Genomic DNA, 21,248 nt, shown 5'->3' with positions numbered 1-21,248 from the left:
TGTTACTTTCCCTCATTCAGGGTCTGGTAGAACGCCTTGACGGCATCCCACGTCGGGAGCAGACCGGATGCCGCAGCCTCGGCCAGACCGGGCGCATCCGTGTCCTTCGGCGAGAGCAACGGCTCCCCCGCTTCCTTCGGGAAGATGAGACCCACCTGCTCATCGAGCGGGTTGATGCCGTGTTCGCGTGTCGGGTTGAAGACATCCGTTACGAGGTAGCTGACGGTGGCGTTGTCGGTCAGGGACACGAAGCAGTGACCGAGCCCCTCGGCGATGTAGATGGCGCGGCGATCGGTGTCGTCGAGGAGGACGGTGTCCCACTGCCCGAAGGTCGGAGACCCCACCCGGATGTCGATGACGTAGTCGAGCACGGCACCATGGGTTGCGGTTACGTACTTGGCCTGGCCGACGGGCACATCAGCGAAGTGGATGCCGCGTACGACTCCTCGCTTCGAGACCGATGTGTTGGCCTGCCGCAGGTTGATTGAGTGCCCGATGGTCTCTTCGAGCTTGTCGAAGCGGTACCACTCGAGGAAGACTCCTCGGTCGTCGCCAAACTGCTTCGGCGTGATTTCGTAGGAGTCTGGGATGGAGAGTTCACGGATCTGCACCAAAGCATCCTACCAATGGCAGTTCTATGCCCGGCTACGTAACTGTTCAGCGTGTATTGACCGCGTAAATGTAGAACTCTCTGTCGCCGCTTGTGGTTGCCACCGGTACCAGACACGATGCGTCAAGCGGGGTCTCAGAGACCGCCCAGCCCGGTTGAACCATTTCGGCAATCACGTCATCGCACGGATCGATGGTCAACGTCATCCCGCTGCCATTCACTCGCTCAATGACGGGGGCTGTCCCTGAGGCCGCTGGGATCCACTGATACTGCGCGTAGTTGTTCCAGAGCTTCTCCTGAAGAGGGGCGAGCGCAGTCATCAGCTCGACGTCTGGATAGGCGGTCGCTCCTGACACGCTCTGCAGGCCGGCAGCACGCACCTTCGCAACGGTGAAGAAGTCGCCGAAGACCATAGTCCGCGGGTTGTCACTGTCACCAGCCACAGTCTGCAGTTCCTTCACCAGCGCGTTATTGGTCAGCGGCGCGAGCCCGTGTTGCAGGGGATTGATGGGGGCCCAGCTGACAAACGCGAAGATCGCGAGCAGTACAGCGGCGAGCGCGGGCTTCTGAGATCCCAGCAGCATTGCGAACAGCACGCCGAGAACAAGCCCAGCCACCGCAACCAGCTTCATTGAGACGAGACTCGTATCCCACGGGAGCCGTTCGGCCGACCACACCGTGATGACAGCGGTCAATGCAGATGCAGCCAACAACCACGGCCAGCTCCACACCTGCGGGCGCCGCCGCACAGTCGTCGCCACAGCCACCAACATGATTGCGGCGAAGCCCAGGGCCAAGGACGTTCGCGACGGTTGCACTCGCTGCAATTGGGTCACCACGCCAAACCAGTCGGGCATCGGCAAGAGAGTCCAGCCCAGCAGCACGAGGATGACGACCGACAGAAGCGAGAGCATCCACACGGGCTCTGACCGGGCTGCAGCAGAGTCGTTCAACAGATCCGACTGCACCGCAAGACCACGTCGCGCAGCGCGCCCCTGACGCACAGTCCTGACAACGATGAACCCCACCCCCAGGATCCCGAGTGCGATGACAGGCAGCGGAAACCAGCTCGATGAAGACTCGGAGAGGTTGGCATACGGGCCCACTCGACCATCTGCACCGAGAGACGTGCCAGCGTCACCGACCATCCAGAAATTCAAAGGCGCGCTGAGTAAGGTCTCCAGTGATCCTGTCCCGGCGACCGTCTTGCGTTGACCGGGATAGTAGGTGCTTGAGACGGCCGCGATTGTCTGACCATGCTGCAGCATCCATACGAGGGCGACGCCGGCGGTCACAGAAACTGCTGCGCCCGTCGTCCACGCAACTCTCCGCCATGGGATGCGCTTGTCCAGCGCAAAACCGATACCGAGGGCAGCGACAACCAGCGCGAGCGAGACCTGCCAGGGGGGATACAGCGTGAGCGCGAAGACAGCCCCGCTCCATCCTGCGACGATGGACAGCAGAATTGCCCACCTCGTCCGTCGCACAATCCACGCCCCGAGGACAGCGGCCGCCGCGACCACCACGTGACCGACGGTGAATGAAGGCAACCACCATCCCGTATATGGAGTAAAGGTCGCTGCAACTGCAAGTCCGGCGGACAGCAGCGGTCGTCGTGTCAGGATTCCCAGAAGCCCGAAGAAGCCCCAGAGGCTGATTGCAAATGGCCACCACCAGTACACCGCCAGCCCTCGGCTCGCCCCCAGGAGCACATAGCCCCAATCCTGCGGGATGAATAGCGTTGACCAGTCGAGAGTCGCCCCTCCTCCGGCAGCCACGGCCTGGTCGGCGTTGTTCAGCCCAATCCATGCGTTGGCAGGCAGCCCGTGCGCAACCGACGAGATCGCGTTCGGGGTCTGGAGAAGAAACTCATCGCTTCGGATTCCACGGGGGGTTCCCGCCATCAGCCCATCAGCGTCGGGCTGGGAGGAGAAGACGGCGATCGACGAGCCGTTGACGTCGAAGCCGACAAGGGCGATGAAGACGACCAGAACGGCCAGGGGAAAGATCGCCCAACGAACAATGGATTGCCGAACGAATCCTGGTGAGATTACTCGTCGCAATCGCTATCCTCCTGTTTTGTGCAGTGAGGTTGCCGATGTGGACGCACTCTTGCCGCAGACGTAGAGAATACCTCAGCGCCCTGCCATGATGTGTCTCCCCTAGGCGCACTTGGTCAGGGTGCCCACCGCGGTACCCAATGCGTTCACCCCACCAATCAGCGTGACTTTCGACGCTCCCAGTCGCGTGACGTCGGTCACCACACCGACCGGCACGCAGCTGGGCGGAACTACATAGAGGGGCGCTGTGCGGGAGCCAGCAAGCACGGCGCCGGCAAGTGCGTCAGGGAATTGGTGACCCGTGGCAATGAACATCTCGGCAGCCGTGGAGAACGCTGCCTGGTTGATGAGCCGCGAGGTCTCGAACCGGTCGCTGCCACCCTGCCGCGCAACCGTCAACCCTGCGCTCTTGAGCGTCGCTTCAATCCCGGATGACACGACAGCGGTTCCACCGGCGATCGTCACTTTCTTGATCCCCAGCGAGGAAATCAGTCCTGTGGTTCCCGAGTCGACCGCCGCTGCGCGGCCGTCAATGAGAAGCACGGGGACTCCTCGCCCGCCTGCTGCTGCTGCCGCTGACAGAGCATCGGGGTAGTCCAGCGCAGTGGCGAGATAGGCCTCGCTCACAGGCCCGAACGCATCCACAACGATCTTGCGTGCAGTCTCGTAGCGGTCAACCCCGTCAATCCTGTCGACCCGAGCGGCCAACTGTTTCAAGCTGTTGAAGACCGAAGCAGACACGGCATTGGGGCCGCCGACCACGACGATCCGACTAGGGCTCAGCCGCTTGATCTCCGTGGCCACGGACGCCGGAAGCACCCCTGCATCCGTCAGGAGCAATGGACCGCCCTTGAGAGCGGCCGCGGGAGCTGCGGCGAGCGCATCGGGGTAATTGGCACCCGTCGCCACGTACACGATTGCAGCGGTGGACGGGAAGCCAGTCTGTGACACCTGGACCGCCGTCGCATACCGGTCGTCCCCCGAAATCCGCGCCACCGTCGGCGTCGGGGCCGAGGGAACAGGGATAGCCCCCGCCGACGCCAGCTTGATTGTCACGTTCGCAACGCCGTTCCCGGCGCTGTTCACGACCACGGTCACGCCGCCCGACCTGGTCGAGAGGGTCTCCCCCGCCACCACGTAGAGCTTGCTGCCGGTGCGCGGGGCCCTCTCTGGGCTGTTCAGCACGATCGAGGCCCCATCGGCCCGGGTCGTCAAGAGTCGAACGCCCATGGCCGTGCCCCCGGAGACCAACTTGCCCGATTCGTACAGCGAGCCGGCATCCGTTCCCCCGCCACCGCGGTAGTCGACGTAGTAGACCCGCCCGGTTTGAGGGTCGGTCACGGCAATGTCGCGCAGGCCGGAGCTCAAGCCAACGGATGCCAGGGAGTACGTCTGTGCCCAGGTTGCGCTGCCAGCAGGCAACGACAGCGCGGTCATCTCGCCGTTTGCCACAGCACCCAGGCGAATCTTGTGGGTCACGTTGAGAGCCGTTGGCCGGGCATTCGTGTAGACGACACCGCCTGGGCCATTGACCGCCCAGCTCGGCCCCATCACGTCGAAGTAGTCGCCATAGGGGTAGTCGGCGCATCCGTCGGAAAACGCGCCGGTCGTCGCGTCGATCAGGCCCTCGCTCATCGTTGCGACGGGACACTTATGTGAGTTGGAGTGGTTCAGCCCGAGATTGTGACCGAATTCGTGCGTCACCGTGTCGGTGTCGCCGTATCCCTTCATTGACACCCACATGAGACCGCCGTAGTTGGCGCTGGCCGAGCCGCTCGTGTTGATGCCGACGCTGCCGAGGCCCGACGCCGCGCACGCCTTGGGAACGAGGACCAGGAGGTGCTGGGCGTCGGTCGTGGAATATGACCTGGTTGTGCGGCCCAACGTGAGCGCAGCTTCGTTCCACGTCGGGATCGGCTCCGCGCAGGAGTAATTGCTGGTGTAGCGCTGTATCGGGCCGCTGACGGCCACGGACAGCACCTGGTTGTTCGACTGCACGTTCCAGGACGCGCTGACCTCGGCCAGCATCGCCGTGATTGCGGCATCGGTGATGAACGACACATCTGTTCCGGCGTCGCGCGGTGCCACCACGGCCACGTTCACCGTGTGGTTCGACTGCGAATAGGCGGCAAGCGGGATGCCGTCATCCAGAGTCTGGTCCTGGGATCGAAGCCGGTCGGTCGCGCCCGTTCCGTCGTCGACGGCGACCATATCATCGCCCTGCGACCGGGTGGTCGGGACGAGCTGGTCTTCGTCACCCGCGGCAAATGCCGGTCCAGCCTGCAGGAGCCCGAGCACCAGCGCTCCGGTGACGAGGACACTGCCACGGCGCAGGAGCGTATGCACGTTGATCACGATGGCCTCTCGAACGGCAGTTCTGTGGGGTGCGGCGACGCCTCACCTGGTCTTGCCGTGGTGCCAAACTATCGGCACGAACCGTCGTGGGGGCAGCAACCACCGTCTTTTTACGCAAAATGCACGATCAGCGGCCCCTCAGCACCCGCCCGGTAGACTGACGACGCCTCTTTTACGTATACAGACAGGTTACGAACACCTATGAAGATTCTCGTCACCGGCGGCGCCGGCTTTATCGGCTCGAACTTTGTTCGCCGCACACTGCAAGACGCATACCCGGGCCTCGAAGGAGCTGAGGTCGTCGTACTCGACGCACTCACCTACTCAGGCAACCTGGCGAACCTCGCCTCCGTCGCAGATTCACCGCGCTACACCTTCATCAAGGGCGACATCCGCGACGGCGCACTGCTCGACCAGCTGTTCCCCGACATCGACGCTGTCGTGCACTTTGCTGCAGAGTCACACGTCGACCGCTCGGTGCGCGACGCCACCATCTTCGTCGAGACGAACGTGCTCGGCACCCAGCAGCTGCTCGACGCTGCCCTTCGCAACAACCTCAAGCGCTTCGTGCACGTCTCGACCGACGAGGTCTACGGCTCGATCGCAGAAGGTTCGTGGGACGAAGAGCGCCCGCTCGAGCCCAACTCGCCGTACTCGGCGTCGAAGGCCGGCAGCGACCTGCTCGCCCGCAGCTACCACCGCACGCACGGACTCAACGTCTCGATCACGCGTTGCTCGAACAACTACGGCCCCTTCCACTTCCCTGAGAAGGTCATCCCGCTGTTCGTCACGAACCTGATCGATGACAAGCACGTTCCTCTCTACGGTGAGGGCAACAACATCCGTGACTGGCTGCACGTTGACGACCACACCCGTGGCATCGCCATGGTGCTGGTCAATGGCCGCGCCGGCGAGATCTACAACATTGGTGGCGGCACTGAGCTCACCAACAAGGAGCTCACCCAGTTGCTGCTCGACTCGACCGGCAAGGACTGGTCGTACGTTGACCGCGTCGCCGACCGCCTCGGCCACGACCTGCGCTATTCGGTCGACATCTCGAAGATCCAGGCTGAGCTCGGCTATGAGCCCCAGGTTCCCTTCGAGCAGGGCCTGGCCGAGGTCGTGCAGTGGTACCGCGACAACCGCGAGTGGTGGGAACCGCTCAAGGCTCGCGCGGCCCTGGCCTAACTGGCACTCACCATGACCCGCTATCTCATCACTGGCGCATCCGGCATGCTCGGGCGCGACCTGCAGACGGCACTCGCCGGGCGCGAATTCACCGCGCTCGGCCGTGCCGACCTGGATGTCACCGACCTGCAGGCCGTGACGGATGCCGCGCGCGGCCATGACGTCATCATCAACGCCGCCGCATACACGAAGGTCGACGACGCCGAGACGAACGAAGACGCTGCTTACGCGGTGAACGCGATCGGACCGCGCAATTTGGCGACCGCCGCCGCGGCGCAGGGTGCACGCCTCGTGCAGGTCTCCACCGACTACGTCTTCAACGGCAGCGCCACGTCTCCCTACCAGGAGAACGCACCCATCGACCCGATCTCCGCCTACGGCCGCACCAAAGCCGCCGGCGAGAAGTTCGTGCTCGAAGAGAACCCTGCTGGCAGCTTCATCGTTCGCACGGCGTGGCTGTACGGCGCACACGGCCCGAACTTCGCCAAGACGATGGTGCGCCTGGCCGGCTCCCACGACACGGTCAGCGTCGTCAATGACCAGCTCGGCCAGCCGACGTGGACCGGCGACCTCGCCGCCCAGATCGTGGCGCTGCTCGATTCAGAGGCACCGGCCGGCATCTACCACGGCACCAACTCCGGAATCGCAAGCTGGTTCGACTTCGCCCGCGCCATCTTTGAGGCTGCAGGCCTCGACCCTCAGCGCGTCACCCCGACAGACAGTTCAACATTCGTGCGACCGGCTCCGCGGCCGTCGTACTCTGTCTTAGGGCACGATGCCTGGCTCGCAGCCGGACTGGAACCGATGCGTGACTGGCGCGAAGCCCTCACCGAGGCAGCACACCAGGGAGTTTTGGGAGACGCATGACCACGTTGCGGGTAGTCGTTGACCAGATGGTCGCGCCGGTGCCCGGCAGCCTGGGCCGTTACACCGAAGAACTGACGCGGGCGCTGATTGCATCAGCGCCCGCGAACTGCGATGTCGAAGGCATCGTGTCTTCGTCGAGCCCTGAACAGTATGCGGCGATCGAGAAAGCCCTTCCGGGACTCGGCGGCCTGTACAAGACGACGCTCGGCCGACGGGAGATTTCTGCGGCCTGGCAGCTGCGCGTTTCAAAGTCACCTGGCCCCGGCATGATCCATGCCCCCGGCCTACTCGCGCCGCTTCGCCGGCACGACGTGGTGAACGACGGCACACAGGTGGCCGTGACCATTCATGATCTGCTCGCCTGGACGCATCCGGAGTCGTTGACGCCCACCACTGTCGCGTGGAGGAAGGGCATGGTCAACCGCGCTCGCAAACACGCGGATGCCGTCGTGGTTCCGAGCCATGCCGTCGCCATGCAGCTGAGTGAGATCGTTGATTTCGGCGACCGCCTTCGCGTGATCGGCGGCGCGGTTGGCAACGGCTTTCGGCTGCCGGGTGGCCAGCTGGCCCGCGGCTTCGCCGACGAACTCATCGCGGAGCGTGTCGAGGCGCTTGGCCTGCCGGAGGAGTACATCCTCACCATGGGCAGCCTTGAACCCCGCAAAGCCGTCACGGCGCTCATCACGGCGCTCGGACTGCCTGGCGCACCCGACCTGCCCCTGGTCGTCATCGGGCCTGACAGCTGGGGCGAGCTCACCCTCGCGTCTGTCGCCGACGAGGCGGGGCTGCCGATAGGACGCGTGCAATCCCTGACCGACCTCAGCGATGAAGATCTTGCGCTCGTCTATTCGAGGGCATCCGTTTTCGTGTACCCAAGCCTGGACGAGGGCTTCGGCCTGCCGATCATCCAGGCGTTCCAGATGGGGACACCTGTGATCCACTCCGATGCCCCTGCGCTCATCGAGGCCAGTGGAGAAGCGGGCTACGTCGTCGCCCGCGCCGACCCCGCTGGATACCCGACCCGCCTTGCCGAAGCCATCAGCACCGTCTTGACCGACAGCGACCTGGCCGACCGCCTGAAGATCTATGGCAGCGATCGTGCCAAGGCATTCAGCTGGCGCGACTCAGCCGAGCGAATATGGCAGCTGCACGCTGACATCTAGGTTCTCCGGATGAGTAGTGCACTTTCCCCGCAGGACCCACATGCGTAAGGCTTTCGGGCTCCTGCGCGTGCTCACCGCCGCGACCGGACTCGTCGCGCTGGTGGGCTACTTCAACTACTCCATCGGCACCAGCCCGCTGGCGATCGGCAACTACTTCAGCTACTTCACCGTGCAGAGCATGATGTTCGCGGTCATCGTGTTCATCATTGCCGCAATCTATGCGTTCATTTCAGCGGATGACCCGCTCTGGCTCGACGTGATCCGTCTGCTGGCGACCACCTACGTGATCGTCTCCGGCATTGTCTTCGCGGTGATCCTGCTGCAGGGCACCCTGCGGGGCATCCCAGTCTGGTCGCCGTGGTCGAGCCAGCTGCTGCACTTCGTGATTCCGGTGGTTGCCCTCGTCGATTGGTTCATGGCGCCCGGCCGGTCTGTGCCCTGGAAGAGCATCGCCTGGGTTTTGGTCTTCCCCGTCATCTGGATCGTCTACACGATGATCAGGGGCAGCTCCGTCTACTGGTACCCGTACTTCTTCCTCGACCCTGACCAGGTGGAATTCCCCCTCGAGTTCGGCATGTACGCGGTGGTGATCGTCGCCATCATCACCGGCATCACGGCACTGCTTCTCGGCATCAGCCGGCTGCCACGCGTCGAGCGGATGCGTGCGCGGGTGGCCCGCATTCGTTCACGGGAGGAAATTGCCACCCTCGTCGATTGAGGAGCGAGCGCCAGCGAGTGTCTCGAAATCTCGCTGGCCGGTTTCGAGACGCGGCCTCGTACCTCGGGCGCTCCTCAACCAACGAAAAGAACGATTAGGGCGTTGGCGTTGAGGTTGGGGTTGGCGCGGCCACGAACGGCACCAGGCTCTCCAGCGCGGCGCTCAGCGCGTCATCGTCGCTGGCCTTCGCCTGGCGGAGTGCGGCATCCGCTCCCACCACACCGACCAGCACCGGCTCCCCTGTCAGGGGCAGCATGTTGTACCAGAGCGGATACGCCACATCGGGGCCGACGATGGTCCAGACGGTTTCGTCCGTCGACCAGAACGGCTCGTCGAAGCGCAGGATCAGCTTCTCCTGCATGCCCATGCCGAGCGCGCTGATGGCGTTGCGGTGGCTGAACGGCAGCCCGGGTTCGAAGGTGACGGCTCCGCTCTTCAGCACCCCGAGCGGCACGGTGACGACGACGCGATCGGCCGAGAGCGAGTCGCCCCGTGAGAGGCGCAGGCTCACGCCGCGCTCGGTCTGACTGACCATGGCGACAGCGCTCGACGGCAGAATATCGAGGCCGTCGAGGGCCGTCGTGACGAGGCTCTGGAATTCTCCAGTGACGTAACGATCGTCGTCGGTGCTGCGTGTGGGGTTTCCGGGGAACCAGGCAGACAGGCTGCTTGGATCCGCACCGCTGTCGACGTCGACCCTCGTGGACAGGAAGGTGTCCAGGCGCTGCTTGTCTGACACTCCGTTGGCGTCTGGCTGGTCGCTGAGGTTGTCCGCGCCCGACTCGGTCAGTGCATCGGCCACCGATACATCGGCTGGCTGCGTGTCTGCCCAGGCGAGGGCTGCAGTGACGGCATCCGCTCCGACGGGGCTGGACTCGATGGCGATGCCCGCGGGCGTGCGCTCTCCGGGAACGGCATCGAACGGGAGCGCGTCAACGCTCAGCGCTTCGAGATCTTCCAGCAGCGTGGTGCGCGAGGAATCCCGCACCCAGGCGGCGCCGAGCTCGATCGGTTCAGGCCAGTTGTCGTCGACCAGGGTTTTGATTCGACCACCTGAGCGATCGCTGCCCTCGACGATGACAACGGAGAAGCCCGCATCGGCGAGCCGCCTCGCGGCCGTTGCACCGGCGATGCCCGCCCCGATGACGGCGATGCGCTCGTCGGGCGCCGCGATCTGGGCGATTGCATCGGCCGCACGCTCACCGGATGTCTGTGCGCCCTGAACGGTGCCGGGGCTCACCTCGTCGGTGTGCTCGCCGGCAAAGAAGATGCGGCTGTTGACGGGCTGCCGAAGGGCCACCCGCTGGTCGGGCAGCGAGCCGACCGGCTGATAGCTGAACGCTCCGAGCGCAAAGGGATCAGTCGACCACGACGTGCGCTGCATGGCACTCGGCTTCGGAACGATCGTCGGTGTCGGCTTTTTCGTCGGACCGGGCGATGGCGACGGAGTCGGACGCTCGGGCACGCAGCCGATCAGGGCGACGGCAGAAAGCCCTGTCGCCGATCCGATGAGAAAGTTCCGTCGCTTCATAGTTGCCGCTTCATAGTCATTCCTCGGTCACTGTATCCGCTGGCCGACCCGGTGTGCCACTGGGCGGCATCCGCTGCCAGCTGGAGTCGCCTATTCGGCCGGCGTTTCAGTGGCCGGCGGTGTGAGCGCAGTGTCGATCATCTGACGGATGTAGTCGTAGTCGGGATCCGTCGGATCGATGTCGTTGTCCGGCGTCAGGTTGATCGAGTTGATCGGCAGCGTCTTGGTCTTCGACGAGAGATTCACGAAGTATCCGAGCATGCTCTGCGGAATATCGGTCTTCACGACCTGCTTCCCTGCAGAAGCAACGGCCTCGAACTTCGACAGCACATTCGTCGGATTCGCCTGCGCGAGGATCGCCTCCTGCAGCTGGTGCTGCCGGTTCATGCGGTCGTAGTCGCTGGTGCCGTGACGCGAGCGAGCAAACCACAGGGCGTGATAACCGTCCATGTGCTGCATACCCGGCTCGAACCAGAACGCCACATCGGTGAAGGTCTCGTCTGAGTGCACGGGAACGCGGCTCTGCACGTCGATGTCGACACCGCCGAGCGCGTCGATGAGGTCGGAGAAGCCCTGCATGTCGATCAGCACGTAGTACTGGATGCTCAGGCCGGTGATGCCCTCTGCAGCGTCGCGCATGCCTTCGATGCCGGGTTCGCTGCCTTCGGCGACCGCGTTCGGGTACATCTCGGGGCTCTTCACGTCGACCTCGGTGTACACCGAGTTGAGCTGGCAGGCGTCAACCTCGCAGCCGTCGATCGCGGCGTAGCCCTCTGGGTAGAGGTCGGCAAGCGGGCCGGCTGAGAAGGGGAACCACTCCAGATCGCGCGGCAGGCCGATCATAGTGGCCTGGCCAGATTCAGCGTCGATGCTCACGACGGAGATGCTGTCGGGTCGCATGCCATCCCGGTCCGCACCGGCGTCGCCGCCGAGCAGCAGGATGTTGTACTTCCCGTCAACCGGGGGCGCTGAGGGTCCAGCCGAGAACACAGACGACAGGAACCCGCTGGCGGATGTCGCAACGTACGCCCCATAAGACGCCGTTCCGGCCACAACCACCATCAGGATCGTCGCAAACATGGCGATGAGCGGGCGGGCGCCAGGCGCTGCCCGCACCAGGCGAACCAGGCGCAGAGTATCGACGGTCAGGATCACCCAGATTAGGGCGTAGAAAGCGAGAACGATCGCAACGGCCCACAGGCCGATGAAGCTCGTAAAGATCGTGAGCACGGCGGCCGGCCACAACAGGTAGGACACACCACCGATGATCGCGAGCGCCCACAGCGTGAGGGTTGCGCCCAGGCCGAAGCGGCCAAGACGGCGGTTACCGGCCAGTACCTGGGCGGAACCGGGTACGAGGAAGTTCAGGAGGACCAGCCACCAGCCGCGCTTGGTCATCACGCGGGCGGAGCCGACATCCGGGTACCGGATCGGGCTGCTCACACTAGTCATAGTTTGGCTCGGAGATCCCGGCTCTTCTGCTCAACCTGCGCTGACAGTGAAGCCGCGTACTCCTCCAGCTTGATGCGGAGGGAGTCGTCAGCCGTTGCGAGAACCTTAACGGCGATCAGTCCGGCGTTCTTGGCGCCGCCGATCGAGACGGTGGCCACCGGAACGCCGGCGGGCATCTGAACAATGGACAGCAGGGAATCGAGACCATCAAGCCTGCTGAGGGGAACGGGAACACCCACGACAGGCAGGGTGGTGACAGAGGCCAGCATTCCGGGCAGGTGTGCAGCACCACCGGCACCAGCGATGATCACCTTGAGGCCGCGCGCCTGCGCAGACGAGCCATAGTCGATCATCTTCTGCGGGGTGCGGTGCGCAGACAGAACGTCGACCTCGCACGGTACTCCGAAGTCGCGAAGTACCTGGACGGCGTCGCTCATGACGTTCCAGTCAGAATCGGAACCCATCACGACGCCAACGAGTGGAATCGCCTCGTCGACGAGTGTCTGGGCAACTCCTGCTGTTTCGGGTTCAGGCACGTTGTTCTCTGGCACGGAGTCGATCTTATGGGTCAGTCCTGAAAGAAAGCCGCAGTGGCACGCGCTTCATATGCGACGTCATCGAGGTTGTCCCCACCCGCCGTGACGTGACCGACCTTGCGTCCGGGGCGCGGATCCTTGCCGTAGTTGTGGATCTTGACCGTCGGATGCTCCGCCAGGGCTGCCGGGTAACGGTCGCCGAGCGAGCCCTCCGTTGGCCCGCCGAGGATGTTCACCATGAATGACCAGGCGTCCCGCACGCCCGTCGCACCCAGCGGCAGGTCGAGCACGGCACGCAGGTGCTGTTCGAACTGGCCGGTCGTCGAACCGTCGGTCGACCAGTGCCCGCTGTTGTGCGGCCGCATGGCCAGCTCATTGATCAGCACCCTGTCATCGGTTGTCTCGAAGAGTTCGACGGCGAGAACGCCGGTGACGCCAATGCCTTCGGCCACGGCGATCGCGATATCGCTGGCCATGTCAGCGACCTTGCCTGCTGAGCCAGGGGCAGGAGCAATGACCTCTGCGCAGACACCGCCCTGCTGCACCGTCTCGACGACGGGCCAGGTCACGATCTCCCCTGACGGACGGCGGGCAACCAGCTGTGCGAGTTCACGCTTGAAATCGACGAGCTCTTCGACGAGCAGCGCACCACCGTTGGCGTCTTCGGCGAGCGCGGCGAACCAGTCATCTGCCTCGTGTGCATGCCTGACGACCCGCACACCCTTGCCGTCGTAGCCGCCCCTGGCCGTCTTCACGACGGCCGCGCCGCCGTGCTCTGCGAGGAAGTCGGCGAGCTGCGCGGCATCCTCGACGCGTGCCCAGTCGGGAACAGGCAACCCGAGCTCGGAGAGCTTCTGGCGCATGAGCAGCTTGTCCTGGGCGTACAGCAGTGCGTCTGGACCTGGGTGCACGGAGACGCCGCGCTCAACCAGCTCACGCAGGATCTCCTGGGGCACATGTTCGTGATCGAAGGTGATGACGTCGACAGTCTCCGCGAACGCGAGCACGACCTCGCGGTCGCGGTAGTCGCCGACGGAGACTGCGGCGAGTTCCGCTGACATGCCATCGTTCTCCGCGAGCACCCGCAGTTCGATGCCCAGGTTCACCGCGGCGGGGATCATCATCCTGGCCAGCTGACCGCCGCCAATGACGCCAACAATCATGCTCATATGTACACCAATTTCTGTGCGAGCTTTCATAGCGCCGCAACGTAATCTCAGGATGGGTTCCGCGGATCGACCTAGACTTCGGATGGTCTTGATCCATCTTGGCTCCATTTTAGCTTCGCGGGATTGCTCGGTGATCTCCACCGGGACTCTCCCCCACACCACCCGGACGGATGCATGTCACTGAGCACAAAGAGCCGCACCCGACTTGTGACTTTCCTCACACAACTCGGCAAGTTCGGCGCGGTGGGACTCGTCGGCTTCGCTGTCGACATCACCGTCTTCAACCTGCTGCGAGCGACGATCTTTGACCCACAGGTCGTGCACGCCGGCCCCATCTACGCGAAGGTCGTCTCCACGATCCTGGCGATCCTGGCCAACTGGCTGGGCAACCGCTACTGGACCTTCGGCGAGAGCCGCCAGAGCCAGACCCTGCGGGAGGGCATCGAGTTCTTCGCCGTCAGCCTGGTCGGCATGGGCATCGGCCTGGCCTGCCTGTGGTTCACCCACTATGTGCTCGGCTACACCAGCGTTCTCGCCGACAACATCTCCTCCAACGTCATTGGCCTCGGCCTCGGTGCGATCTTCCGCTTCCTGCTCTACCGCTACTGGGTGTTCTCGCCCACCCGCAGCGCTGCGAGGGCGGCTGCTGCAGTGGCAACCACCGTCTCAGCACACCGGGCAGCTGAGCCGACTACGTCGACAGGGCGCCTAACGACCGTTCCAGAACGTTGACTCATCCGAAAGCGTTGATTGCTGGGTCTGTCGTCTCGAGCCGATCACGGTCTGTGACGACTCCATCAAGTCATGCAGCGTCCGTTGCACGAGATCGGCGTTCGGCACGTCTTTCATGATGAGCGGATGCTCGAGCCCTGAGTTGATCAACACATTGCCGGAGCGGAACGCTGACTGCACCCAGTTGCGGCGCACCGTCACGTCGTAGCCGCGACTGTGCAGCAGTTCCTGCCTGGTGCGCACGAATACGCCCCGCTTGAAGATGATTCGCCTCGTCGTGATGGTGTACTGGTGATTCAGCCAGAAGATGAGCGGCAGCAGCCAGAGCAGCACAATCAGGAGCGCGGCAGCCGTGAGCAACGCCACGTTCTCCCACGATTCCGGAAACTGCCCAGAGAAATAGCCGGTCACACCCGAGATGACGAAGAGTGCAATAGTCGGCCAGAACAGCACCCTGGCGTGCGGACGCAGGCGGGCCACGACCCGCTCTGTCTGCACCGGAGCCGGAGCATCCGTTGGAACCACTGGACTGTTCGTCATAAGCCCATTAATACCTCAGGTGCGTGACATCGCCAGCCGCGACAGCCTGCAGCTCGCCATTCGCCTGATTCCGGACGATCAATCGGCCAGTCGCGTCGAGCGCCATCGCGGTACCCACGAGATCATCGCCGCCTGGCAGCTCGACCCGCACCTGCGAGCCAAGCGTTCCGCAGAGTTGGGAGACCGCGTCGAACACACCGCTGGCCACTGGATCTCCGCCTGCCGCGGTGAATGCCCTGTACAGGGTCGTGAGTTCTGTGAGGTAGTCGGCCAGCACAGCATCGGGGTCTTGGCTGCTGCCGGTGACCAGCGACAGCGACGTCGAGGTGAGCGTCGGCAGGTCGTGCTCGTCGAGCGACACATTGAGTCCTGCCCCAATGACGAGGCCGTCTGCGCCCGGCAGCAACTCCGACAGGACGCCGGAGACCTTGTAGCCGTCGATCAAGACGTCGTTCGGCCACTTGAGCGCCACCTGGTGGCGGGGAGTCTCTGCCTCGCGCACGTCGGTGACCGGCTTGATGCTGGCGTCGATGACAGTCCGAACGGCGCGCGTCATTGCCGCACCGGCCAGCAGCGGGAACCAGCCGAAGTGCTCGATGGACAGCGGCTGCCCAGTGGGCAGCGCGGGCCGCAGCAGCACGGAGATTGCCAGCGATTTGCCCGTCGGCGCCAACCAGGTGCGGCCAAGGCGCCCGCGCCCACGGGTCTGGTTGTCGGTGACGACAACCGACAGGTCTGGCCATGACGCGGCATCCGCCCCTGTTGCATGCGCCACGAGCACGTCGTTCGTCGATCCAGCCTCTGCCAAATACTCGAATCGCGCTACAGCGCCGCGGCTCTGCGTGAACAAAGGTGCGGGTCCTGTGCCGGTGAATTCCATCTGCCACTCTCTCGACTCGTGCCGCCGTCGTCCCGACTATCCGGCATAACTCCTGCAATTCTCGCCGATGCCGGCCCAAACCGGGGTTATCGGGTCCGAATCGCGCATTCTGCAGGAGTTATGCCGGGGAAGAACGGGGGGCTCGCGCCCATGCTGGGTGGAAGTGACCAGCGATTGCGCCGAGATTTGTAGACATTCGTCAACACTCTGGCCCAAGGGTTGGCCGGTAGAGTGAACCGCGTGACTGATACCGCACCTACTTCTGGCCACGACCTGTATACGACGGCCGGCAAACTCGCTGATCTCAAGGACCGCTACCACGAGGCCGTCACGGCCAGTGGTGAAGCAGCCATCGAAAAGCAGCACGCCAAGGGCAAGATGACGGCTCGCGAGCGCATCGACCAGCTGCTGGACCAGGGTTCATTCGTCGAACTCGACGAGTTCGTGCGCCACCGCACCCACGCTTTCGGCATGGAAAAGAAGCGCCCGTACGGCGACGCCGTCGTCACCGGAACCGGCACCATCCACGGCCGCCAGGTCGCCGTCTACTCGCAGGACTTCACCATCTTCGGCGGCTCGCTCGGCGAGGTCGCCGGCGAGAAGATCATCAAGGTCATGGACCTCGCACTGAAGACCGGCGTGCCGATCATCGGCATCCTCGACTCCGGCGGAGCCCGCATCCAGGAGGGTGTCGTCGCGCTCGGCAAGTACGGCGAGATCTTCCGCCGCAACACCGCAGCCTCCGGCGTCATCCCCCAGATCTCCATCATCTGCGGCCCGGCTGCCGGCGGCGCGGTCTACTCGCCAGCCCTCACCGACTTCGTGATCATGGTCGACAAGACCAGCCAGATGTTCGTCACAGGACCGGATGTCATCAAGACCGTCACCGGCGAAGACGTCGGCATGGAGGAGCTCGGCGGCGCGCTCACCCACAACAAGGTCTCCGGCGTCTCCCACTACCTGGCGAGCGACGAGGCGGATGCACTCGACTACGCCCGCACGCTGCTCAGCTTCCTGCCGGACAACAACCTGGCTGAACTCCCGGTCTTCGAGAGCGACGTACAGCTCGAAGTCTCTGACAATGATCAGAAGCTCAACACGATCATCCCCGACTCCCCCAACCAGCCATACGACGTGAAGACCGTCATCGGGCACATCGTCGACAACGGCGACTTCCTCGAGACCCAGCCGCTCTTCGCGCCCAACATCGTCGTCGGGTTCGCCAGGGTCGAGGGTCGCTCCGTCGGCATCGTCGCCAACCAGCCGAACGCCATGGCCGGAACCCTCAACATCGAGGCCGGAGAGAAGGCCGCCAGGTTCGTGCGCTTCTGTGACGCGTTCTCGATCCCGATCCTCACACTCGTCGATGTTCCCGGCTACCTGCCTGGCACAGAGCAGGAATGGACCGGCGTCATCCGCCGCGGCGCCAAGCTGCTCTACGCATACGCCGAAGCGACCGTTCCGCTGATCACCGTCATCCTGCGCAAGGCCTATGGCGGGGCATACATCGTCATGGGTTCCAAGCAGCTCGGCGCAGACATCAACCTGGCCTGGCCGACCGCCGAGATCGCGGTCATGGGTGGGCAGGGCGCCGTGAACATCCTCTACCGCGCTGAAATCAAGGCAGCAGAGACCGCAGGCGAGGATGTCGCGGCCGTGCGCACACGCCTGGCAAACGAGTACACCTACAACGTGGCAAGCCCGTTCCTGGCGGCTGAGCGCGGCGAGCTCGACGGTGTCATCGAGCCGGCCGCCACGCGCGTGTCGATCACGAAGGCGCTGCGCGCCCTTCGCACCAAGCGCTCCAGCCTCCCGCCCAAGAAGCACGGCAACATCCCGCTGTAAGGGGCACCCATGACACCGACACACACGCCAGCCCAGGGCTCAGAGTTCGATCCAAGCGAGATCCACTTCGTCACCCAGCGGGTCAACGCAACCGAGGTCGCCGCGGTGACTGCGGTCATCCGCGGCTTGCTCCAGGAGGAGTCCGCCGACCTGCGCACGCCGACGCACGGCCAGAGCGCCTGGGAGGCGAGCCAGCGCCCGCTGCGCCAGCCGTTGACGCCAGGATACGGCCAATGGCGAGGCTTCAGGGGCTGAGCGGTTGCACCAGACTCGGAGTTTGTCCCCCCAAATGCCGACTATCGCCCCTGATATCAACGGGGCACTATAGATATTGCTAGGTGTAACTCATTGAGTTGACACCACCAATCATTCGCCCACTAGGGTAAGCAGGCGAATGTTTTGGGGGCGAGTCAGGGTAATATTCGGGTTGTTGCCCTGACTCGGATTTTCGGAAAAGGGGATCGATCGAAAGATCGGTCCCCTTTCTCGTATCCGGATGCCGTCGTCTCAGACGTGCGTTGTCGTCTCTGTTATATCTTAGGAAATCAGCGCGGTACCAGGCTGTCGAGGGATCTCCAGCCAGAGTTCCACCTCGTCGTCCTGCGAGTCCTGGCCGAGAGCGCTGGCGCTGGTATCAGCGCTACTGAGGCCCACTACCGTGATCGCCGTGCGAGAGGCGTCCGCCGCGGTGCGCGCGATGATCTTGTCTGCGTCTGTGCGCCCGATGGCCGCGGCAAGCTTGCCGAGGACAACGTCGAGTTCTTCGCCCTCGAGGTCATCGATACCGCCCTCGTCGAGCAGCGTCACGATCGCTCCACGGCGGCGTGCGGCCATCACCTGGTCACGCACAGCATCGTTCAAAAGCTTGCGTCCGCGGATCTCGTCCCTGATCGCCGCCTCCAGGTAACGACACTCCTGGCGTTGCATCTCCGTGAGCTCACCGTGGCGGTCGACGATCCGCCGCAGCATGGGTGCTGCCAGGCGGTTGGTGTGAGCGAGCCGCAGCTGGCGCTCTGAGAAGTGCGCTTCCTGGGCGGCCTGCCATTCCGTCGCTTCTCGCTCCGCCAGGGCGTACTGCCGCACGTCCCTGCCCGCTTTGGTCAGCGCGCGCGACAGCAGGGCCGCCGCCGCCACCCACACTGCGCTGCCGATCACGCCCATCGAGGCGAGAGCGCCGACTCCGGCCCACAATACGGTGTGCACAATCAGGAAACCGATGCCAACCCAGGCCAACTGCTGCTGCTTGCGGGTTGCCGTGATTGTCATGAGAGTCCCGACGGCGGCCACGTACCACGTCGCGTACCCGTTGTAGACAGCACCGTCGAGCTGGCTGGCCACGAGCAGCGGCAGCGCCAGGCACACCGCCACATTGAACAGCGCAAGCCACAGCGGCATCTTGGTCGGGCTTGTCGGCCACAGGCTCAGGATGGTGGCGGTGGCATACAACACCAGGCTCACCACAGCGGGCCCTGGCATGGCAGGCACCCCGATCGAATAGAGGCCGAGCACAATGTGGTAACCGGAGAACAGCGCCGCCAACCCGAGGATGAGTCGGCGAGAGAGCTTGATCATGCGCGCCCAGCTCTCTCGTCTCCATAGTCGGCCAGGTCAAGGTTCGGAAGATCGGCGGCGAACTGGCTGGACAGCGAGCTGTCGCCCTCTGGGTTCGGCCAGTCCAGCGTGACCGATGTTCCCTGGCCGATGGCCGTCTCGATGTGGGCGATACCGCCAACACTGGCAACGCGCTCCATGATGGAAATTCGCAGGCCCAGCCTGCCGCTTGGCACGGCATCCGGATCGAAGCCGATACCGGAATCGGTGATCACGATGGTGCAGCCGCCGTGGTCGTTGGCACTCATGGTCAGGCTCCTGACGAGCACGGCGTCTGGAGCACCGGCGTGCTGCATGCTGTTGAGCATCGCCTGGATGGTTGCAGAGAACAGCGCTTCGCTGGCCGCAACCGGAATGACGACGCAACCGATGCCTATTTCAGACACCGTGAACGGCAGCGACAGGGTATCCGCGGTCTGCTTGATCCTGGTGCTGAGCCGCGTGAATGGAATTGTCGCCTCATCGGCCAGCGGGGCGGCACCGGCCTCATCGAGGCGAGCGATGGCCTGCCTGGCCATACTGGCAGCGAGCTCCGCCTCCTTCGGCGTACTCACGGCAGCGGCAGAGAGCAACGTGGTCAGCACGCTGTCGTGCACGATGGCATCCACCTGGACCCGCTCCAGCTCTGTAGCGTGTTGCCTGACAGCGTTGGCGTACTTGTGCAGGGCATTCGACTGGGCGACATCCACCTCCGCCGTCGCGTGCCTGAGCATGTGGATGATGATGACGATGACCTGGCCGAGGATCACGGCGTACACGACGTCGAGTGTCGCGAGGCTGAGACTGGCGCCGCCACCCGACGGCAGCATCCGCACGAGTCCATAGATGACGGGTACGACGCTCGTGTAGATCGCGGCCGCGGCCACCGGGAACGCCAGGGCGGCGCAGGACGTCGCCACGGTGCATACGTACCACAGCCACGGGCGGCCATCGAGGGTATGGGCGGGATCCAGCACCAGCGTCGGCCAGGCCAGCATCGCGATGGCGTATGCCACCGCGACGAATGTTGCTGCCGCCCTGATGCCCACCTTGACGAGCGTTGCCAGCACGACCATGGCGATGCCGCCGTAGATCACGACGGCGAGCACAATGCCGAACTCTGTCTTCAGCTCCGCCTGCTGATGCAGCATGAGCGTCAGCGTCTGCAGCGCGAAGACCAGGCCGATGCCCCCGACCGACCGGGAGATGACTGTTTCGATCTGGCGTTGGCTGATCGGATTCAACGGTCGCTTCGCCTCGCCACGTGCGCCGCCGAGAATCTCGGCCGAGGCTGGAAGCCTAGGCGCGACCATCCCCGCCATCCGGGTCGAGTCCCGGAAGGATGCCGTCTTCAACTGCCCGCCGCAACAAGTCCACCTTTGTGGGCGCCGGACGACCAACCTCGACATACTTCACGCGAATGCGATCAAGATATTCACGAGCCGTTGAGTGCGCGATACCCAGCTGCATGGCCACCATCTTGAGGGGCAGGCCGGATGCATAGAGGTGCAGCACGTCCCGTTCCCTGCGCCCGAGCTGCGCCTTGGCGAAGTCGCGATCCGCGTCGATGGCGGTCGCCCACTCCAGGTTGTTGAGCACCTCGCCCCGCGCAACCGTGGCAACGGCAGCCATCACCGTCGTCGTCGGCGATGACTTGGGGATGACCCCTGCCGCGCCGGCCGCGAGAGCCTCGCGAACTGACGCGACCCTGTCGGCGATGCTGTGCACCAACACTGCGGCACCTGTCGACTGCACTAGATGCACGTTGTCGGTCACGAGGGATCCGTCACCGAGCGAGAGGTCGAGCACGATCACATCGCAGAGACGACCGTCAAGTCCCGTGATCAACGCGCGGGCGCTCTCGGCCGCGTAGATGACCTCGTACCCGGAATTCACGCACGCTGCGGCCAAACCAAGGCGCACAGACTCATGGTCATCGACGATCCCGACGCGAACAGGGCGGTCACTAATACCGGCAATGCCAGATGATGCTGTGGTCACGGTGGAGGTTA

The 21,248-nt window shown here is 64.2% G+C and carries 19 protein-coding genes; 7 read left to right on the top strand and 12 right to left on the bottom strand.

Going from position 1 to position 21,248, the window contains the following annotated elements:
• Positions 1-2: 2 nt before the first annotated feature.
• The 3 genes from AC25Z0_RS12135 to AC25Z0_RS12125 form a co-directional block, all read right to left on the bottom strand.
• On the bottom strand, positions 3-611 hold the full coding sequence (locus tag AC25Z0_RS12135; RefSeq protein ID WP_488133355.1) for a dTDP-4-dehydrorhamnose 3,5-epimerase family protein: 609 nt from the start codon (positions 609-611) through the stop codon (positions 3-5).
• A 46-nt stretch (positions 612-657) separates the two neighbouring features.
• Positions 658-2,673 (bottom strand): DUF7657 domain-containing protein, encoded by a 2,016-nt coding sequence (locus AC25Z0_RS12130; protein WP_488133354.1) that lies wholly within the window; start codon positions 2,671-2,673, stop codon positions 658-660.
• Positions 2,674-2,772: 99 nt separating this feature from the next.
• Positions 2,773-5,025, bottom strand: coding sequence for a cell wall-binding repeat-containing protein (locus AC25Z0_RS12125; protein WP_488133353.1), 2,253 nt, complete (start codon positions 5,023-5,025; stop codon positions 2,773-2,775).
• Positions 5,026-5,226: 201 nt separating this feature from the next.
• Here AC25Z0_RS12125 and rfbB point away from each other — a divergent pair, with 201 nt between their 5' ends.
• The 4 genes from rfbB to AC25Z0_RS12105 are packed head-to-tail and all read left to right on the top strand — an operon-like array spanning position 5,227 to position 8,961.
• Positions 5,227-6,213 carry a dTDP-glucose 4,6-dehydratase gene (rfbB, locus tag AC25Z0_RS12120; RefSeq protein ID WP_488119909.1) on the top strand — a complete coding sequence of 329 codons (987 nt, stop codon included), beginning with the start codon at positions 5,227-5,229 and terminating at the stop codon, positions 6,211-6,213.
• 12 nt (positions 6,214-6,225) lie between these two features.
• Positions 6,226-7,080 carry a dTDP-4-dehydrorhamnose reductase gene (rfbD, locus tag AC25Z0_RS12115; RefSeq protein ID WP_488133352.1) on the top strand — a complete coding sequence of 285 codons (855 nt, stop codon included), beginning with the start codon at positions 6,226-6,228 and terminating at the stop codon, positions 7,078-7,080.
• The gene (locus tag AC25Z0_RS12110) at positions 7,077-8,243 is read left to right on the top strand and encodes a glycosyltransferase family 4 protein (protein ID WP_488133351.1); all 1,167 of its coding nucleotides are present in this window, start codon (positions 7,077-7,079) and stop codon (positions 8,241-8,243) included. Before rfbD ends, AC25Z0_RS12110 begins: the two co-directional genes overlap by 4 nt.
• 40 nt (positions 8,244-8,283) lie before the next feature.
• Entirely contained in the window at positions 8,284-8,961 is a 678-nt protein-coding gene (locus tag AC25Z0_RS12105; RefSeq protein ID WP_488133350.1) for a Pr6Pr family membrane protein, read from the top strand.
• 94 nt (positions 8,962-9,055) lie between these two features.
• On the opposite strand, the gene AC25Z0_RS12100 is transcribed toward AC25Z0_RS12105, so the two are convergent.
• The 4 genes from AC25Z0_RS12100 to AC25Z0_RS12085 all read right to left on the bottom strand — a co-directional run bounded on the left by AC25Z0_RS12100 (position 9,056) and on the right by AC25Z0_RS12085 (position 13,679).
• On the bottom strand, positions 9,056-10,492 hold the full coding sequence (locus AC25Z0_RS12100) for a flavin monoamine oxidase family protein (RefSeq protein ID WP_488133349.1): 1,437 nt from the start codon (positions 10,490-10,492) through the stop codon (positions 9,056-9,058).
• A gap of 90 nt (positions 10,493-10,582) precedes the next feature.
• Positions 10,583-11,944 carry an LCP family protein gene (locus AC25Z0_RS12095; protein WP_488119904.1) on the bottom strand — a complete coding sequence of 454 codons (1,362 nt, stop codon included), beginning with the start codon at positions 11,942-11,944 and terminating at the stop codon, positions 10,583-10,585.
• Complete coding sequence (gene purE / locus AC25Z0_RS12090; RefSeq protein ID WP_488120453.1) at positions 11,941-12,408, bottom strand: 5-(carboxyamino)imidazole ribonucleotide mutase; 468 nt, start codon at positions 12,406-12,408, stop codon at positions 11,941-11,943. Before purE ends, AC25Z0_RS12095 begins: the two co-directional genes overlap by 4 nt.
• Positions 12,409-12,512: 104 nt before the next feature.
• Positions 12,513-13,679 (bottom strand): 5-(carboxyamino)imidazole ribonucleotide synthase, encoded by a 1,167-nt coding sequence (locus AC25Z0_RS12085; protein ID WP_488133348.1) that lies wholly within the window; start codon positions 13,677-13,679, stop codon positions 12,513-12,515.
• A gap of 144 nt (positions 13,680-13,823) precedes the next feature.
• Between AC25Z0_RS12085 and AC25Z0_RS12080 the strand changes: the two genes are divergently transcribed.
• Positions 13,824-14,381 carry a GtrA family protein gene (locus tag AC25Z0_RS12080; protein WP_488133347.1) on the top strand — a complete coding sequence of 186 codons (558 nt, stop codon included), beginning with the start codon at positions 13,824-13,826 and terminating at the stop codon, positions 14,379-14,381.
• Here AC25Z0_RS12080 and AC25Z0_RS12075 read toward each other — a convergent pair.
• Both AC25Z0_RS12075 and AC25Z0_RS12070 read right to left on the bottom strand, forming a co-directional pair.
• The gene (locus AC25Z0_RS12075; RefSeq protein ID WP_488119901.1) at positions 14,358-14,921 is read right to left on the bottom strand and encodes a PH domain-containing protein; all 564 of its coding nucleotides are present in this window, start codon (positions 14,919-14,921) and stop codon (positions 14,358-14,360) included. The two genes, AC25Z0_RS12080 and AC25Z0_RS12075, sit on opposite strands and share 24 nt — an antisense overlap.
• A 7-nt stretch (positions 14,922-14,928) precedes the next feature.
• Positions 14,929-15,801 carry a biotin--[acetyl-CoA-carboxylase] ligase gene (locus AC25Z0_RS12070; RefSeq protein ID WP_488133346.1) on the bottom strand — a complete coding sequence of 291 codons (873 nt, stop codon included), beginning with the start codon at positions 15,799-15,801 and terminating at the stop codon, positions 14,929-14,931.
• 231 nt (positions 15,802-16,032) lie between these two features.
• Between AC25Z0_RS12070 and AC25Z0_RS12065 the strand changes: the two genes are divergently transcribed.
• The gene (locus AC25Z0_RS12065) at positions 16,033-17,646 is read left to right on the top strand and encodes an acyl-CoA carboxylase subunit beta (protein ID WP_488119899.1); all 1,614 of its coding nucleotides are present in this window, start codon (positions 16,033-16,035) and stop codon (positions 17,644-17,646) included.
• A 9-nt stretch (positions 17,647-17,655) separates the two neighbouring features.
• Positions 17,656-17,901 carry an acyl-CoA carboxylase subunit epsilon gene (locus AC25Z0_RS12060; protein WP_488119898.1) on the top strand — a complete coding sequence of 82 codons (246 nt, stop codon included), beginning with the start codon at positions 17,656-17,658 and terminating at the stop codon, positions 17,899-17,901.
• A gap of 282 nt (positions 17,902-18,183) precedes the next feature.
• Here the strand turns inward: AC25Z0_RS12060 and AC25Z0_RS12055 are convergent, their stop codons facing one another.
• Genes AC25Z0_RS12055 through AC25Z0_RS12045 form a run of 3 tightly spaced genes read right to left on the bottom strand, consistent with a single transcriptional unit; the run spans position 18,184 to position 21,237 of the window.
• The gene (locus AC25Z0_RS12055; protein WP_488133345.1) at positions 18,184-19,218 is read right to left on the bottom strand and encodes a hypothetical protein; all 1,035 of its coding nucleotides are present in this window, start codon (positions 19,216-19,218) and stop codon (positions 18,184-18,186) included.
• Positions 19,215-20,549 (bottom strand): sensor histidine kinase, encoded by a 1,335-nt coding sequence (locus AC25Z0_RS12050; protein WP_488133344.1) that lies wholly within the window; start codon positions 20,547-20,549, stop codon positions 19,215-19,217. Before AC25Z0_RS12050 ends, AC25Z0_RS12055 begins: the two co-directional genes overlap by 4 nt.
• Positions 20,536-21,237 carry a response regulator transcription factor gene (locus AC25Z0_RS12045; RefSeq protein ID WP_488119895.1) on the bottom strand — a complete coding sequence of 234 codons (702 nt, stop codon included), beginning with the start codon at positions 21,235-21,237 and terminating at the stop codon, positions 20,536-20,538. The genes AC25Z0_RS12050 and AC25Z0_RS12045 overlap by 14 nt, the downstream gene beginning before the upstream one ends.
• Positions 21,238-21,248: the final 11 nt, after the last annotated feature.

Source organism: Leifsonia sp. Y862, from assembly GCF_057669585.1.
The sequence above is the reverse complement of the archived record's forward strand: the minus strand, read 5'-3'. Positions and strand labels throughout refer to the sequence as shown.

Excerpts from the sequence above, each read along its gene's own strand:
- AC25Z0_RS12050 (WP_488133344.1), bottom strand. The coding sequence starts at position 20,549 with ATGGTCGCGCCTAGGCTTCCAGCCTCGGCCGAGATTCTCGGCGGCGCA.
- AC25Z0_RS12110 (WP_488133351.1), top strand. The coding sequence starts at position 7,077 with ATGACCACGTTGCGGGTAGTCGTTGACCAGATGGTCGCGCCGGTGCCC.
- AC25Z0_RS12100 (WP_488133349.1), bottom strand. The coding sequence starts at position 10,492 with ATGAAGCGACGGAACTTTCTCATCGGATCGGCGACAGGGCTTTCTGCC.
- AC25Z0_RS12055 (WP_488133345.1), bottom strand. The coding sequence starts at position 19,218 with ATGATCAAGCTCTCTCGCCGACTCATCCTCGGGTTGGCGGCGCTGTTC.
- AC25Z0_RS12060 (WP_488119898.1), top strand. The coding sequence starts at position 17,656 with ATGACACCGACACACACGCCAGCCCAGGGCTCAGAGTTCGATCCAAGC.
- purE (WP_488120453.1), bottom strand. The coding sequence starts at position 12,408 with ATGGGTTCCGATTCTGACTGGAACGTCATGAGCGACGCCGTCCAGGTA.
- AC25Z0_RS12095 (WP_488119904.1), bottom strand. The coding sequence starts at position 11,944 with ATGACTAGTGTGAGCAGCCCGATCCGGTACCCGGATGTCGGCTCCGCC.
- rfbB (WP_488119909.1), top strand. The coding sequence starts at position 5,227 with ATGAAGATTCTCGTCACCGGCGGCGCCGGCTTTATCGGCTCGAACTTT.
- AC25Z0_RS12075 (WP_488119901.1), bottom strand. The coding sequence starts at position 14,921 with ATGACGAACAGTCCAGTGGTTCCAACGGATGCTCCGGCTCCGGTGCAG.
- AC25Z0_RS12080 (WP_488133347.1), top strand. The coding sequence starts at position 13,824 with ATGTCACTGAGCACAAAGAGCCGCACCCGACTTGTGACTTTCCTCACA.
- AC25Z0_RS12105 (WP_488133350.1), top strand. The coding sequence starts at position 8,284 with ATGCGTAAGGCTTTCGGGCTCCTGCGCGTGCTCACCGCCGCGACCGGA.
- rfbD (WP_488133352.1), top strand. The coding sequence starts at position 6,226 with ATGACCCGCTATCTCATCACTGGCGCATCCGGCATGCTCGGGCGCGAC.
- AC25Z0_RS12070 (WP_488133346.1), bottom strand. The coding sequence starts at position 15,801 with ATGGAATTCACCGGCACAGGACCCGCACCTTTGTTCACGCAGAGCCGC.
- AC25Z0_RS12085 (WP_488133348.1), bottom strand. The coding sequence starts at position 13,679 with ATGAAAGCTCGCACAGAAATTGGTGTACATATGAGCATGATTGTTGGC.